Origin of the sequence: Endozoicomonas sp. ISHI1, assembly GCF_024606225.1 — a bacterium.
Lineage (GTDB): Bacteria > Pseudomonadota > Gammaproteobacteria > Pseudomonadales > Endozoicomonadaceae > Endozoicomonas_A.
In genome coordinates this window covers 163,358-176,693 of the sequence record NZ_JAGRPU010000001.1, presented here as the reverse complement: position 1 = coordinate 176,693, position 13,336 = coordinate 163,358, and the positions used below count along the sequence as shown (strand labels likewise).

At 44.8% G+C, this 13,336-nt stretch carries 12 protein-coding genes; 3 read left to right on the top strand and 9 right to left on the bottom strand.

All coding sequences use genetic code 11. The annotated features are described in order from the left end of the window. Positions 1 to 48 precede the first annotated feature (48 nt). From KBW69_RS00700 to KBW69_RS00690, 3 genes are all read right to left on the bottom strand, one after another. Positions 49 to 1,602, bottom strand: coding sequence for an F-box/WD40 repeat-containing protein (locus KBW69_RS00700; RefSeq protein WP_257279536.1), 1,554 nt, complete (start codon positions 1,600 to 1,602; stop codon positions 49 to 51). A 153-nt stretch (positions 1,603 to 1,755) separates the two neighbouring features. After that, positions 1,756 to 2,097: a WD40 repeat domain-containing protein gene (locus tag KBW69_RS00695; protein WP_257279535.1), complete on the bottom strand. Its 342-nt coding sequence runs from the start codon at positions 2,095 to 2,097 to the stop codon at positions 1,756 to 1,758. A gap of 10 nt (positions 2,098 to 2,107) precedes the next feature. After that, positions 2,108 to 2,329 carry a hypothetical protein gene (locus KBW69_RS00690; RefSeq protein ID WP_257275421.1) on the bottom strand — a complete coding sequence of 74 codons (222 nt, stop codon included), beginning with the start codon at positions 2,327 to 2,329 and terminating at the stop codon, positions 2,108 to 2,110. 390 nt (positions 2,330 to 2,719) lie between these two features. Here KBW69_RS00690 and KBW69_RS00685 point away from each other — a divergent pair, with 390 nt between their 5' ends. Beyond that, positions 2,720 to 3,937, top strand: a complete 1,218-nt coding sequence (locus KBW69_RS00685; protein ID WP_257275422.1) for an ADP-ribosylglycohydrolase family protein — start codon at positions 2,720 to 2,722, stop codon at positions 3,935 to 3,937. A 133-nt stretch (positions 3,938 to 4,070) separates the two neighbouring features. Here KBW69_RS00685 and KBW69_RS00680 read toward each other — a convergent pair whose 3' ends face one another. From KBW69_RS00680 to KBW69_RS00665, 4 genes are all read right to left on the bottom strand, one after another. Continuing rightward, positions 4,071 to 5,591 (bottom strand): F-box/WD40 repeat-containing protein, encoded by a 1,521-nt coding sequence (locus KBW69_RS00680; RefSeq protein ID WP_257279534.1) that lies wholly within the window; start codon positions 5,589 to 5,591, stop codon positions 4,071 to 4,073. A gap of 132 nt (positions 5,592 to 5,723) precedes the next feature. Next, positions 5,724 to 6,761 carry a hypothetical protein gene (locus KBW69_RS00675; protein WP_257279533.1) on the bottom strand — a complete coding sequence of 346 codons (1,038 nt, stop codon included), beginning with the start codon at positions 6,759 to 6,761 and terminating at the stop codon, positions 5,724 to 5,726. 234 nt (positions 6,762 to 6,995) lie between these two features. Further along, complete coding sequence (locus tag KBW69_RS00670; RefSeq protein ID WP_257279532.1) at positions 6,996 to 7,187, bottom strand: hypothetical protein; 192 nt, start codon at positions 7,185 to 7,187, stop codon at positions 6,996 to 6,998. Positions 7,188 to 7,265: 78 nt separating this feature from the next. Then, on the bottom strand, positions 7,266 to 8,459 hold the full coding sequence (locus KBW69_RS00665) for an RtcB family protein (protein ID WP_257275677.1): 1,194 nt from the start codon (positions 8,457 to 8,459) through the stop codon (positions 7,266 to 7,268). A gap of 981 nt (positions 8,460 to 9,440) precedes the next feature. Between KBW69_RS00665 and KBW69_RS00660 the strand changes: the two genes are divergently transcribed. Together KBW69_RS00660 and KBW69_RS00655 are read left to right on the top strand one after the other, a co-directional pair. Next, the gene (locus KBW69_RS00660) at positions 9,441 to 10,163 is read left to right on the top strand and encodes a Fic family protein (RefSeq protein ID WP_257279531.1); all 723 of its coding nucleotides are present in this window, start codon (positions 9,441 to 9,443) and stop codon (positions 10,161 to 10,163) included. A gap of 174 nt (positions 10,164 to 10,337) precedes the next feature. After that, on the top strand, positions 10,338 to 11,129 hold the full coding sequence (locus KBW69_RS00655; protein ID WP_257279530.1) for a hypothetical protein: 792 nt from the start codon (positions 10,338 to 10,340) through the stop codon (positions 11,127 to 11,129). Between the two features lie 143 nt (positions 11,130 to 11,272). Here the strand turns inward: KBW69_RS00655 and fabB are convergent, their stop codons facing one another. Continuing rightward, positions 11,273 to 12,490 carry a beta-ketoacyl-ACP synthase I gene (fabB, locus tag KBW69_RS00650; RefSeq protein WP_257279529.1) on the bottom strand — a complete coding sequence of 406 codons (1,218 nt, stop codon included), beginning with the start codon at positions 12,488 to 12,490 and terminating at the stop codon, positions 11,273 to 11,275. Between the two features lie 27 nt (positions 12,491 to 12,517). After that, positions 12,518 to 13,030, bottom strand: coding sequence for a 3-hydroxyacyl-[acyl-carrier-protein] dehydratase FabA (fabA, locus tag KBW69_RS00645; protein ID WP_257274732.1), 513 nt, complete (start codon positions 13,028 to 13,030; stop codon positions 12,518 to 12,520). Positions 13,031 to 13,336: the final 306 nt, after the last annotated feature.

The window sequence follows — 13,336 nt, the reverse complement described above, 5'->3', positions numbered from 1 at the left end:
GAGTGCTAACAGACTGTCTTTCTTTCTTTCAGTACCTGTAGAATGGCGTCACTCGGTGACAGCAAACAATGAGTCACTGCTCTGTAGCTCAGTGATTTTCACCGTACCGTCTTTACTGGCAGTCACCACATGGCTGCCATCGGCACTGAAGGTGGCTGATAAGACCGTGTCATCATGGGAAATGCTGCCTTTTTCTAACCATGATCCATCGGTTTTTTGACCAATGATTTTCGAGGTTCCGTCAGAGCCGGCAGTCACCACATGACGGCTATCGGGGCTGAAAGTGGCTGATTGGAGTCCGCGCTTATGATAAATAGTGACTTTTCTTTCCCATGATCCCTTGCTTTTCTGGCCGTAGATTCTCACCATGCCATCCTTGCTGGCAATCAACACATGGTGGCTATCGGCGCTGAAGGTGGCCGAGCGGACACGATCCTTGAATTGAATGATGATTTTTCGTAACCATGATCCATCGGCCTCCTTGCCATAGATTCTCGCCCTGTGATCCGTGTCCGCAGTCACTAAATGGTGGCCATCGGAGCTTAGGCTCGCTGAAATGACATGACTAAAATCGGGAATGGTACCTTTTATTTCACGTGATCCATCAATCTTGTAGCTGTAGATTATTCCCTTGTCATAACACCTGGAGGTGACCATATGATAGCCATCGTTGCTGAGGGTGGTTGGCTGAACAAAAGTAAATGACGAGAAGGCGACTGTAAATTTCCACGATTCATCGGCCTTCCGGCTATGGATTTGCTCAGAGTCAAACATATCCTTAGCCAACAGATGGCGGCCATCGGTGCTGAAGATGGCTGATATGATCGGTAAATTGTGGGTAATACTGGCTTTAAATTGCCATGATTCATCGCACCCTAAGCCATATATTCTCGCAGTGCCATCTCTGCTGGTGGTCACCACATGAAGGCTATCGGTGCTGAAGGCGCATGAAAGGACGGAATCTTTATGGGAAATGATGGCTTTTAATTCCCATGATCCATCCATGGTATGGCCGTAGATGTTCGCTTTGTTGTCTTTACTGGCGGTTACCAGATGGTGGCCATCGGCACTGAGGGCCGCTGAGTTGATCATTGCTTTTTCGTAAATGGTGGATTTTGAAACTAAATTAAACTTTTCACAATCAGACATCAGCTTAGACTTGGTGAAATACAACAGAGCAGGTGAATAAATACTCTTTTGTTGGCGATTTGTGAGTGAATCGACTAACGCCTGATCATTCGTAAATGACTGCAACCAACCACGGAGTTGACTCTCATTTTTTGTCATGATGGTTGCTCTCAGTTGATACTGGTGATGAGAAGGAAACTGGCGATACCATGCTTTTGCCAGAGCCTTATCTTCTTTGACAGCATCGTTAAGATGGGTGCATACCTGTTGTAAACGGTGAATATCCCGAAGCTTCAAATAGCGAAAAATAATGGAAAAAGGTAGTGGGGATAAATCCAGCAATGAAGTTTTTTCCTTATCAGCTACAGCGATGGCTCTGCCTGCACTGATGCCCGTTGGTGTTGCCGATTGAGCTGGTATTTTGGGTATTGGGTGTGGATCTGCAATACCGGGGTGATTATTTAGTCCATCCATGCCTGGTTCTCCGAAAGTTAGCATTTATCTTTGATTAGAAATCACTGACAAAAAAAGATGCGGTGAGTTAGAGTCAGTTTCGGAATAAAAGTTCATAACCCGTTGTTGTGAGTGCTAACAGACTGTCCGTCTTTCAGTATCTGTAGAATGGCGTCACTCGGTGACAGCAAACAATGAGTCACTGCCCTGTAGCTCAGTGATTTTCACCGTACCGTATTTACTGGCAGTCACCACATGGCTGCCATCGGCACTGAAGGTGGCTGAAAAGACTGTGTCATCATGGGAAATGCTGCCTCTTTCTAACCATGATCCATCGGTTCTTTGACCAATGATTTTCGAGGTTCCGTCTAAGCTTGCAGTCACCACATGGCAATCATCGGGGCTGAAAGTGGCTGATTGAATTCCACACTTATGATAAATGGTGACTTTTTTTTCCCATGATCCTTTGCTTGTCTGGCCATAGATTTTCACACTGCCATCCTGGCTGGCAATCAACACGTGGCTGCTATCGGCGCTGAAGATGGAAACGGTGAATATCCCGAAGCTTCAAATAGCGAAAAATAATGGAAAAGGGTAATGGAGATAAATCCAGCAATGAAGGTTTTTCCTTATTAACTAAAGCGATGGTTCTACCTGCACTGATGCCCGTTGGTGTTATTGATTGAGTGGCTATAGTGGTTATTGGGTGTTGACCTGCAATACCGCAGTTATTATTCAGTCCATCCATGCCTGGTTCTCCGAAAGTTAGATTTATCCATGATTAGAAAGCACATACAAAAAAAGATGCGATGAATTAGAGTTCGTTTTGACATAAAAGTTCATAGCGTGTTGTTAAGTACAACTAACAATAACAGGATGAACCCGCCCCCCAGGGGATGGTCTTGTAATAGCTCTTGTTGATGATGGCCGCTGATGTCCATTAAGTTTTACATTGCCTGCAGGCTATCGGGTAGCAAGACTTAATAAAGCCGCTATTATTCCCTTATCTGAATGGATCTTAGGAATATATTTAATGACCGTCCCGAGTCGAACTGAGCCAGAATGTTGTTCTGGCTCAGTTGGTTTTCAATTCTTCATTGCTCACTGCCTGTGCTTTGTTGTTTTTTTTCTGGTAATAATGCCAGCATTTGCTGTTACCCCGACCAATGCAGAGCTGGCTTTGCTTGGCACTGCCCTGGGGGATTATAAGGGAACAGTCCGGTATGGCAACGGTGCAGCCAGGCGTGGGCTATTTACCGATGATACACATAAAGCGGCTGCGATCTATAAGTTCTTTTTGGACTATTACCAAAGCTCTGGTCGCACTAATAAAAAGCACCAAAGAAAGGATAAAGGTGCACAAATTGATGTTGTCAGGCTGGCTAAGTATCAGTGTTTTTTTGCATTTCCTGATGGGCAGCGTTTTCGTTTAAAAATGGAAGATCCGATTAATGTGGAGTTAAGCGACTACGGTGCTTTTCACTCACGGTTGTTAAAAACATTCTTTCAGGGATTCAGGAATGGCACTATAACAACCAGGGATCAGGTTCTGGGTTTTTCCGGTCAGAGTTTTCGTACAAGGTCAGGAAAGGCGGAAGGCTCTTCTGGTAATGGCGGCTGCATGGGCATTGCTACGATTGTGGCTATCCTTGATCATGATCCGTTTATCAGTGACGAGGATTTTGTCAGTCGGGTTCGGCAGACAGTTCAGGTCAGTCATAACCATGAGCAGGCCATGCAGGCTGCTGTCGTTATTGCCCTTGCTGCAAGAGTCATGATCGAAGATCGTGATGTAAGGACTGCAAACAGGGATCTGGCTAAAATAACTTTTCAGCGCATTTATAGACATGTCACCGAACCAGAAGTTCTGAAATGCCTGAGGATTATTGAGCAACAGATCCAGCAAAACACGTATACTCGCAACCCTGATCATGGAGAGGTTATGGCTGAGTTAAATCGCCTGATGCCTTCCAGTTCCGGTGCGGAGCGATCTCGTAAAAAAACGGGTGACAAAAAGCTCAGAGGAACCTGGGCTCCCAGTTCTGCAGCGGCCGTTTTGTATTTTCTGTTTACCGGTGACGGAACCCAGAATTCGTTGCTGCAGCAGGTAGCAGAATTTACCATCGACCAGGATACGGTTGGGGCAATGTTAATGGCACTCAGTGCTTTGCAGGAGGGTGGTTTCAGGCGAAGCGAGTTTGGTTCGGAGCCGGAGCTGAAACAGTTACAGGCGTTACTTGACGATTTGCCGGAGTGGGTAGCTATAAACCCCAATGCTGTGGATTATCTGGTAGATGATGAGGATGAAAGTGAGGGCGGCACGTGTAATTGTGCCTGCGGGAGCCAGTCAATGTGAATTAAACATTGCTTTCCGGCGATCTTTTCAAAGTTAGGCTCACAACGGGTTGTTCACGGTAACCAACGAAACTGGTCTCTGATTCGGGAAAATGACCGATAAGTTTCTGACTTTTAATACAGGCTGAATAGCGTTACTCAGTGACAGCAAACAATGAATCACTAACCTGTAACTCAGTAACCTTCACTATACCGTCGTCACTGGCGGTTACCACATGGCTGCCATCGGCGCTGAAGGTAGCTGATAAGACCTTGCCTTTATGGGAAATGCTGGCTTTCTCTAACCATGACCCATCGTCTTGCTGACCGATGATTTTGGCCGTTCTGTCCATGCTGGCAGTTACCACATGGCGGCCATCAGGGCTGAAGGTGGCTGATAGAACCCAATACTTATGATAAATGATGACTTTTTCTTTCCACGATCCATTAGCTGTGTGGCTATATATTTTTGCAGTGCCATCCCGGCTGGCGGTCACCACGAAGCGGCTATCCGGGCTGAACCTGGCTGAATTGACAGCACCACTATGAGAGATGGTGCCTTTTTTTTCCCATGATCCGTCCGTCTTCTGGCCATATACTTTCGCACTAAAATCCATACTGGCTGTTACTACATGGCATCCATCGGGGCTGAAGCTGGCTGAAATAACAGCGTCATTATGGGGAATGGTTCCGGTATTTTTCCATGAACCATCCGTTTGCTGGCAATAGATTTTCGCCCTGTTCTCGTAACTGGCGGTGACCACATAGCGGCCATCGGTGCTAAAGTTGGCTGATTCAACAGACTTATTATGTGTAAGGGTAGCTGTTAGTTTCCATGATCCATCGGTCTTCTGGCTATGGATTTTCGCTGTCGCATCCAAACCGGCGGTTACGACATGATGGCCATCGGTGCTGAAGCTGGCTGAGTAGACACTGTACTCATTGGAAATGATGGCTTTTTGTTTCCATGTGTCATCGCGTCCCAAGCCATATATTTTCGCAGTGCCATCCCAGCTGGCGGTCACCACATATTCGCCATCGAGGCTGAAAATGGCTGATGCGACTGGGTTGTCATGGGGAATAATGGTTTTTTTTACCCATGATCCATCGGTCTTGATGCTGTAGATTTTCGCTGGTTCATAGACGCAAGCGGTTACCAGATGACGGCCATCGGCACTGAGGGCGGCTGAGTTAACTCGCGTATTTTCATTAATGATGGCTTTTGTGACTAATTTAAAAGTATTGCACCCAGACATCAGCTTAGTCTTGGTGAAATACAATACAGCAGGTACATGAACACTACAATGTCGGCGCTCCATCAGTGAGTCGATTAACGCCTTATCATTCGTGAATGACTTCAACCAATCATGGAGTTGATTCTCATTTTTTGTAGTGATAGTCATCCTAAGTTGATACTGGTGTGGAGAAGAAAACTGGTGATACCATGCTTTTGCCAGGGCGTTATCTTTTTTGACAGCGGCGTGAAGGTAGGTACATGTCCGTTCTAAACTGCGAATATCTCGAAGTTTCAAATAGCTAAAAATCATGGAAAGTGATAACGAGGATAAGTCCCGTAATGATGTATTTTTCTTTTTTTCCTTGTCAGCTACAGTGATGGTCCTACCCGCATTGTTACCCTCTCGTGTGCCCAGTCTTGTTCCCTCAGGTGGTGACAAGTTTGAACCTGTATTAAAGGAATTGTTATTTATGGGCTCCATAACTGGTTTGTCCTGAATAAGCAGAAAGTTGAGGCGGCATTTTTATTGAAAGTTACCGCCAATTTTATAAGGTTTCAAATAATCAACTACTTATAATTTGGCATAGTATACTTCTAAAAAAATATTATATTCTGGTTTAATATCCAAGTATCTTCTTGAAACTGAGAATATTCTGAAATAGGGATGATTACCTGAATTTCTTAAGGCTGAAAATAATGTAGGCAAAATCTTCTGGTTAAAAATAGCTTTAGAACAGGGTTTGTTTATTCTCGCTTTTACAATTTTATCAAAGGATGGTTTTGTGTTTTTTAATTCTTCCTTAATCATTATTACCATGTTTTCGTCGTCTTTAGAAAATGGTGGTGGTAAATGATTTTCACGATGTAATAAAATCAAATCATTATCTCTTTTGAATTTTTTTTGTTTTTCTATTATTGAGTCAGAATCACCCGTAATCCATTCTTCAAGGCTAAACGCATTGGCCATCGATTGTAAGATGTGAAAATTGTTATCTTCTCTATGAATAACGAAGTCATGAAAACATTCCTTTTTTTTATCAAATATACAAATCAGCTTGTGGACAAACAGGTAATCATTTTCTGGATCACCATTGATGTATGTCTTATAGATATCCTGATCGTCAACTGTAAAAATATAAGATGTTGAATAGCTTTTAGAGAAGTTTTTTTCCAGAACTGCTCTGGTTGAGTGACATAAAGTCTCTTGCCTAAGTTCATTGATACTCAATTCTAATGGACAAGGAGAAGTGTCTCTTGTTTTTACGAAAGACCTTTCGGAGATGCATTCTATATCTGGATCTAATGTTTCAGTCTCAACATTGGATAAAAAACCACTGTCGACTTTTATCTCATTATGAAGTGAGACATATCTGGAAAATGCACAGGCAGATTCAGCTAAAGTATCCTGAACAAGCGGTGGCTCTTCCTTTAGGACAGTTGATTGCCCTGATCTTGCTTCTGAGGATAAATTGAGCAATGACGGTTTACTCTGGTTATATACAGTAATGTCTCTGCCCATACTGACACCCGTTGGTGCCACGGATAGAGACTGATTAGGTGTTGATGGGGGTAAACCTAAAGCGTTAGAGTTGTTATTTATTCCATTCATATTTTGTTTTCCGAAAGTTAGCCTTTATCCTCAATTAACAAATACATTAAAAATGGATACACTTGGATAGACTTGGTTTTGGAACAAGAGTTCATAACGTGTTGTTAAGTAAAACTAACAAAACAGGGCTCTGATTCGGGAAAATGCGCAATGGGCAGAAAGTTGGTTTCTGTCTTTGAGTCAATGCAAACAAAATAGTCTCACTCAGTGACAGCTCCTGTATTCCTCGTTTTATCAGGCTGCACCAGAAAACACTGCCCTCTGCAGTGCTTTCTGGTGCAGCCTGTTATCAGCACGACCACGGTGTTTCTCTTTACGGCTATAGCGGGTTTTCAGTTTTTCCCGGCGCTGGCGGTACATAGGGTTTTGCATCAGTTTCAGTATTGCCGATGCCGGGCGTTTATGAGCATTTTTTGGTTTTTTCATTGTTCAGTCTCCTGACGGTAGCTTTATTGTCGGACATACTTGCCATTAGCACAGGCATCAGAAATGTCCGGTGATGACTTAGCCTTTCACATTTACAATCTGCCTTAGCGTTCGCACGACCTCAACCAGATCTTTCTGCAGGCTCATGACCTTATCGATATTTTTGTAAGCACCGGGAATTTCATCCAGTACGCCTTTGTCTTTTCTGCACTCTATGCCCTGTGTCTGATCTTCAAGATCACGAACAGTGAAGGTTTTTTTGGCAGCGGTACGGGACATCGTCCGTCCTGCACCATGGGCACAGCTGCAAAAGGCTTCGGGGTTGCCTTTGCCACGAATAATGTAAGACCTGGCGCCCATAGAGCCTGGAATAATACCCAGCTCGTCATTTCTGGCCCGGATAGCCCCTTTACGAGTCACCCAGACTTGCTGGCCATCATGGAACTCCTGCTCAACAAAGTTGTGGTGGCAGTTAATGGCTTCATTAATGACGGTGAAGGGTTTCAGATGCAGGCGCAGTGTTTTAAGAATACTGTTCATCATATGTTCCCGGTTCAGCAGGGCGTAGTTTTGTGCCCATGCAACGGCATCAACGTAGTCATCAAAGTGCTCTGAACCTTCCTTCAGGTAGCCGAGGTCTCTGTCGGGCAAATGGATCTGTTGCCTTTCCATGTCTTTACGAGCCAGCTGAATAAAGTACTGACCTATCTGGTTACCGATACCCCGGCTGCCGGAATGCAGCATGACCCATAGGTTGTCCTGTTCGTCCAGACACAGTTCGATAAAGTGGTTGCCAGAACCGAGGCTGCCCATTTGACGAACAAACTTGTCCCGGTTGCCTCTTTGGATGATATTCGGATGCTTTTCCAGAATACGTTTTAAGCCAAGGGCAACCGATGAATCACCGGCTATTTGCGCTTCTTTGTGCTGTCCACCTGCTCCCAGGGGAATAACCTTTTCAATACCATTTCGAATGGCCAAAAGGTTTTCCGGCAGATCAGAAGCTTTCAGTGATAACTGAACCGCATTCATACCACAGCCAATATCCACGCCAACGGCAGCAGGGATAATGGCTTCAGTGGTAGCGATAACTGATCCTACTGTTGCGCCTTTTCCGAGATGGATGTCAGGCATCCCGGCTACATGTTTGTGAATAAAGGGCAGGCTGGCGACTTTGCGCATCTGCTCAAGTGCCTGTGGGCTGACTTCATCCGTCCAGATTTTTACTGGCTTTTGGATTTCAGTTCCTTCTAATAAAGTGATCACTGGCATAATGTAGTACCTCTCTCATTATTTTCAGCATTATGATTTAAAATATGGCTGAACAAATGGTAGCTGGATTTTGCCATGTTCCGATAGTGAAGCGTGCCAATAAATTCATTTTGAGTTGAAAATATTTCTAAGACACAGATTAGAAAAGGATTAATACCTTTAAAGCTTGTTGAGAGATTCTACGGCTCAGTAAAAACGCCAATTTTATCGACTGAGCGGGTAGCACTTTTCGTTGAGGTTTTTGTTAGGTGTACTGTCATTATTGTTATGAATTTTCTTGAAGAAGATGGCTCTGTAGGTCTAATGTAATTTGATCAGGGAGGTACTACTGCATGGATGCATCTATCAAACCAATATTCAGTCTATCAACAGAGGCATCCTCTCAAACGGTAGATTGAGCTGCAAGTTCACCTGTAGCAATTGTTCCGTCTGTAAATTCCAGATTCAAACCCTCTCTCCACCATCATAATGAACGGTCATTTGAGGCCCACCTGAGAAAATGAGTCATTAATGAGATCTATTTGGCTCAGGAAACAAGATTACAGGTTATGGGGGGGCTTTAGGGGGTGTGGGGTTCTGATCATTTTTGGAACCTGAGCCTGGGACATTCTCGCTACCGTGATGTTGAGGAGGATGAGTGAGAGCCGGAATATCAGATCAAGCACTGGTAAAGGTACAGACAATGCAGAGATTTATCCTGTGGGGGGGATGGCGACATTCGAAGCAGCAAAGCCTGAAGCGCCTGACTGCAAGGGAGTGATAGAAAATAGGAAATGCAGAAGGGCGACTGAAAAAAATTTCAATGCTTATCCCTTTGTTACTGATGCCAAGTGAAATGCAAAGAATAGATGAGTCTGCGAAATGGTGTATAAATAGTGCAGAATCGTTTGATTTCACAGTACATGGCTGGTGAAATTTTCTTAAATTATCCTGTTTACCATATAATAGGCACAACCACTATTTGAAAGGATTACCTACAGTATGTTTGAAACCATTGATGCGCTTAAAGCTCAATTGGATGCACTCAGACCCTTGCCAAAAAACAGTGTTCAGTCACTCCATGAAGCAATGGTATTGGAGTGGACTTATCACTCCAATGCGATAGAGGGCAATACTCTGACACTTAAGGAAACGAAGGTGGTTCTTGAAGGTATTACTGTTGGAGGCAAGTCAATCAGGGAGCATTTTGAAGCGATCAATCACCGGGAAGCCATTGAGTGGGTAGAATCGGTAGTGGCACGAAATGAGCCATTCAGTGAACGACTGATTAAGTCTGTTCATCAGTTAGTATTAAAAAATATTGATGATACTAATGCGGGTTGCTACCGACACGAAAATGTAATTATTGCGGGTGCTCAACACATACCGCCTGAGCATCTGCACGTGCAGCCATTGATGACAGAACTGATCGATTGCTATCAAAATCAGGCATGTCACCCTGTGGAGAGGGCAGCGAGACTGCATGTTGATTTTGTAGGAATTCATCCTTTTGTCGATGGGAATGGTCGGACAGCTCGCCTGCTTATGAACTTCGACTTATTGAGCAGTGGTTACTTACCCGTCATTATTGAGGCGGAGAATCGTCTTGTCTATTATGAGGCTTTGGATAAAGCCCATACAGGTAAGTGCTATCAAGATTACATAACAATGGTTGTTGAAGCAGAAGAGCAAGCCTTAAAGCGTTATCTCAGTATTGTTCGTTAAATTTATCAAAACCGAAGCTGTCGGGCATAATGATAGGGAGAACTATTTTGACGCAGAGGTGTGATCTTCTCCGGGAATGTTGTTATGCCTTCTTACCCCTTAGTTAGAATTAGCTTCAATGAATTTATATTTTTACGGTCTAAATAGATATATAAATTCAGGGGCTGATATTTTATGAATTCAAGTATCAATCAAATAGCTCAAATTCAAAGAGCTGAATCAGGAGTGTTTTTTTCAATAACCGAAAAAGAAGTAGGCGTTTCTGCTTCCTGTCCTTCAGACTTAAATAGCTTATTTAATGAAAAGCTGCATGATGGAAAGTTATTGGCAAAAATGCTTGTCAATTCTATAGACGATGAAGGCTTTTCGAGATTAGATCGGGAGCTTGTTCAGCTTACTTCCCGTGATAAAGTTGTGAGGTGTGCTGCAACCTCACTTTTGGCCCCCTGCCCAAAGCAGAAGCTATATCGAAATATTGGCTTTCTCGTTGATGCAGAGAAAACGAAAATTCATGTCATCGCCGACAGTGATGTCGGTTCAATGCCTGTTGATAGTCAAGGTTATTGGTTGTTATGGGATAAAACAAAACAGGACTATGAGAAAATATCTATTCGAAAAGGTGAAATTGTCAATCCCGATTCTACTGGTCGATTCGTTTTGGACTGTGATCCTGAATGCAATAAATTATTTAAAACAACTAAACAACTAAAAGACTATATGGTTGAAAAAGCTCATTTAATTAAATCCAGATTAAATCATAATGAAGTCGTATGCGAATATACTACTGATTCAGTATTGGCTGTATTAATTACTTTTAATCGAACTGAGAAGCTTTACTATGAAAGAAACCAGATCATTAACGATGGATTTGTGTTTAAACAGAAAGCGGAGCAGTCATTAGGCTCGAAACTGCCAATATTCATTTTTGACTGTGAAGAAGGCACTCTCTATCAGCAGGAAGCGTAACCGTCGTTTATCTGAATTTGATACGAGCATTTAGCTTCGAAGCGGCTTTCCTGTTTCCCCGGGGTGATGGGAAGTAACCACAAAGCTACACCCCATCCCGCTTGTATTTTTCTGAAGCACCCGGAAATTTGAATCCCTTTCTATCAGTCTTCGTAGTTTTGGAATACCAGACAAGCATTGGTGCCACCAAAACCGAAGCTGTTGGACATGATGCGGTTTAGCTTTTGTTCACGAGCTTCACCGACCAGAATCGGCAGATCCCGGGCTTCATCGTCCAGGGTTTCTACGTTGGCTGAAGCTGTAATGAAGCTGTGTTTCATCATCAGTAGGCAGTAGATAGCTTCCTGAACGCCAGCCGCTCCCAGTGAGTGACCGGAGAGGGACTTGGTCGAGCTGACAGTAGGCATCTTGTCGCCAAACACTTCTTTCAGTGCTTTCAGTTCTGCCACATCGCCAACAGGAGTCGATGTACCGTGGGTGTTGATGTAGTCAACCGGACCGTCAACGGTTTCCAGGGCCAGACGCATACAGCGGGAAGCTCCTTCACCGGAAGGAGCAACCATGTCATAACCGTCGGAAGTGGCGCCGTAGCCCACGACTTCAGCGTAAATTTTGGCACCACGGGCCTTTGCGTGTTCCAGTTCTTCCAGAACTACCATGCCACCACCGCCGGCTATGACAAAGCCGTCACGGTCAGCATCGTAAGCACGGGAGGCTTTGTCCGGGTTTTCATTGTACTTTGTGCTCAGGGCTCCCATGGCATCGAACAGACCGGTTTGTGACCAGTGCTCTTCTTCACCACCGCCGGCAAAGACAACATCCTGTTTACCCAGCTGGATTTGTTCTACTGCGTTACCGATGCAGTGAGCACTGGTGGCACAGGCAGAAGTAATGGAATAGTTCACGCCCTTGATCTTGAATGGGGTAGCCAGACAGGCAGATACTGTACTGCCCATAGTACGGGTTACACGGTATGGGCCTACACGTTTGACGCCTTTTTCGCGCATGATGTCTGCGGCTTCGACAATGTTTTCTGAAGAGGCACCGCCGGAAGCAGCAATGAGGCCGGTTCTTGGATTGGAAACTTGTTCTTCAGACAGGCCGGAATCTTCAATCGCCTGCTTCATGGCAATGTAGGCGTAAGAAGCCGCCATACCCATAAAGCGTTGGGTTTTGCGGTCGATATGCTCGCTCAGGTCAATGTCGACAGAGCCGGAAACCTGGCTACGAAAACCTTTTTCAGCGTAGCTTTCGTTAAAGCTGATGCCGGATTTTCCCTGTTTGAGGCTGTCGGCCACGTCGTTCTGGGTGTTACCCAGGCAGGAGGTGATGCCGATCCCTGTAACTACAACACGTTTCATTTATCTAACCTGAATTATCCGAATGAATCAGAATGCGTCGGTGCTCTGGAAAAGGCCTACCCGGAGCCCTTCGGCGGTGTAAATCTCACGTCCGTCGACGCTGACAATGCCATCAGCAATACCCAGCGCCAGCTTGCGACTGATAATACGCTTGATATTGATCTGGTAGGTCACTTTCTTGTTAGTCGGCAGGATCTGGCCGGTGAACTTGACTTCACCACTGCCCAGGGCTCTGCCGCGACCGGGATTACCCATCCAACCCAGATAAAAGCCGACCAGCTGCCACATGGCGTCCAGACCCAGGCAACCTGGCATGACCGGATCACCCGGAAAATGACAGTCAAAGAACCAGAGATCCGGAGTGATATCCAGCTCGGCAGTGATTTCGCCCTTGCCGTATTTACCGCCTTCCTCAGAGATCCGAACGATACGATCCAGCATCAGCATGTTGGGTGCTGGCAGTTGGGCATTGCCTGGCCCGAAAAGCTCACCCTGTGAACAGCGGAGCAGGTCGTCTTTATCGAAGGATTGTTGCTTCATTCGTTCATTATTCCTGGAAAATGCCATGGTCGCCCGCCAAGGCTGGGGTGACATGGGTATGTCGACTCCCTGTCAGGCTGACCACTGATCACGGGAATTCATTACTATCGTTCCGATGTGCACTATACCACCGGTCTCAGACTCTCATCAGCGTATTCTGCTGAAATTAACAAAAAAACAACAGATGTTGCGGATCCGGTGACATTAAATCAAGGCCTGGCTTGAGAGGTCAGGTTTTTTGTGCCTTGAGAAATGCATTACCCTTAATACACTAACCTTATGCACTATACGCTTCAGGTATTGTAT

What these genes read in the sequence shown, in the direction of transcription:
- KBW69_RS00700 (WP_257279536.1), bottom strand. Translation starts at nt 1,602, where the DNA reads ATGGATGGACTAAATAATCACCCCGGTATTGCAGATCCACACCCAATA.
- KBW69_RS00690 (WP_257275421.1), bottom strand. Translation starts at nt 2,329, where the DNA reads ATGGATGGACTGAATAATAACTGCGGTATTGCAGGTCAACACCCAATA.
- KBW69_RS00685 (WP_257275422.1), top strand. Translation starts at nt 2,720, where the DNA reads ATGCCAGCATTTGCTGTTACCCCGACCAATGCAGAGCTGGCTTTGCTT.
- KBW69_RS00675 (WP_257279533.1), bottom strand. Translation starts at nt 6,761, where the DNA reads ATGAATGGAATAAATAACAACTCTAACGCTTTAGGTTTACCCCCATCA.
- KBW69_RS00670 (WP_257279532.1), bottom strand. Translation starts at nt 7,187, where the DNA reads ATGAAAAAACCAAAAAATGCTCATAAACGCCCGGCATCGGCAATACTG.
- KBW69_RS00665 (WP_257275677.1), bottom strand. Translation starts at nt 8,459, where the DNA reads ATGCCAGTGATCACTTTATTAGAAGGAACTGAAATCCAAAAGCCAGTA.
- KBW69_RS00660 (WP_257279531.1), top strand. Translation starts at nt 9,441, where the DNA reads ATGTTTGAAACCATTGATGCGCTTAAAGCTCAATTGGATGCACTCAGA.
- KBW69_RS00655 (WP_257279530.1), top strand. Translation starts at nt 10,338, where the DNA reads ATGAATTCAAGTATCAATCAAATAGCTCAAATTCAAAGAGCTGAATCA.
- fabB (WP_257279529.1), bottom strand. Translation starts at nt 12,490, where the DNA reads ATGAAACGTGTTGTAGTTACAGGGATCGGCATCACCTCCTGCCTGGGT.
- fabA (WP_257274732.1), bottom strand. Translation starts at nt 13,030, where the DNA reads ATGAAGCAACAATCCTTCGATAAAGACGACCTGCTCCGCTGTTCACAG.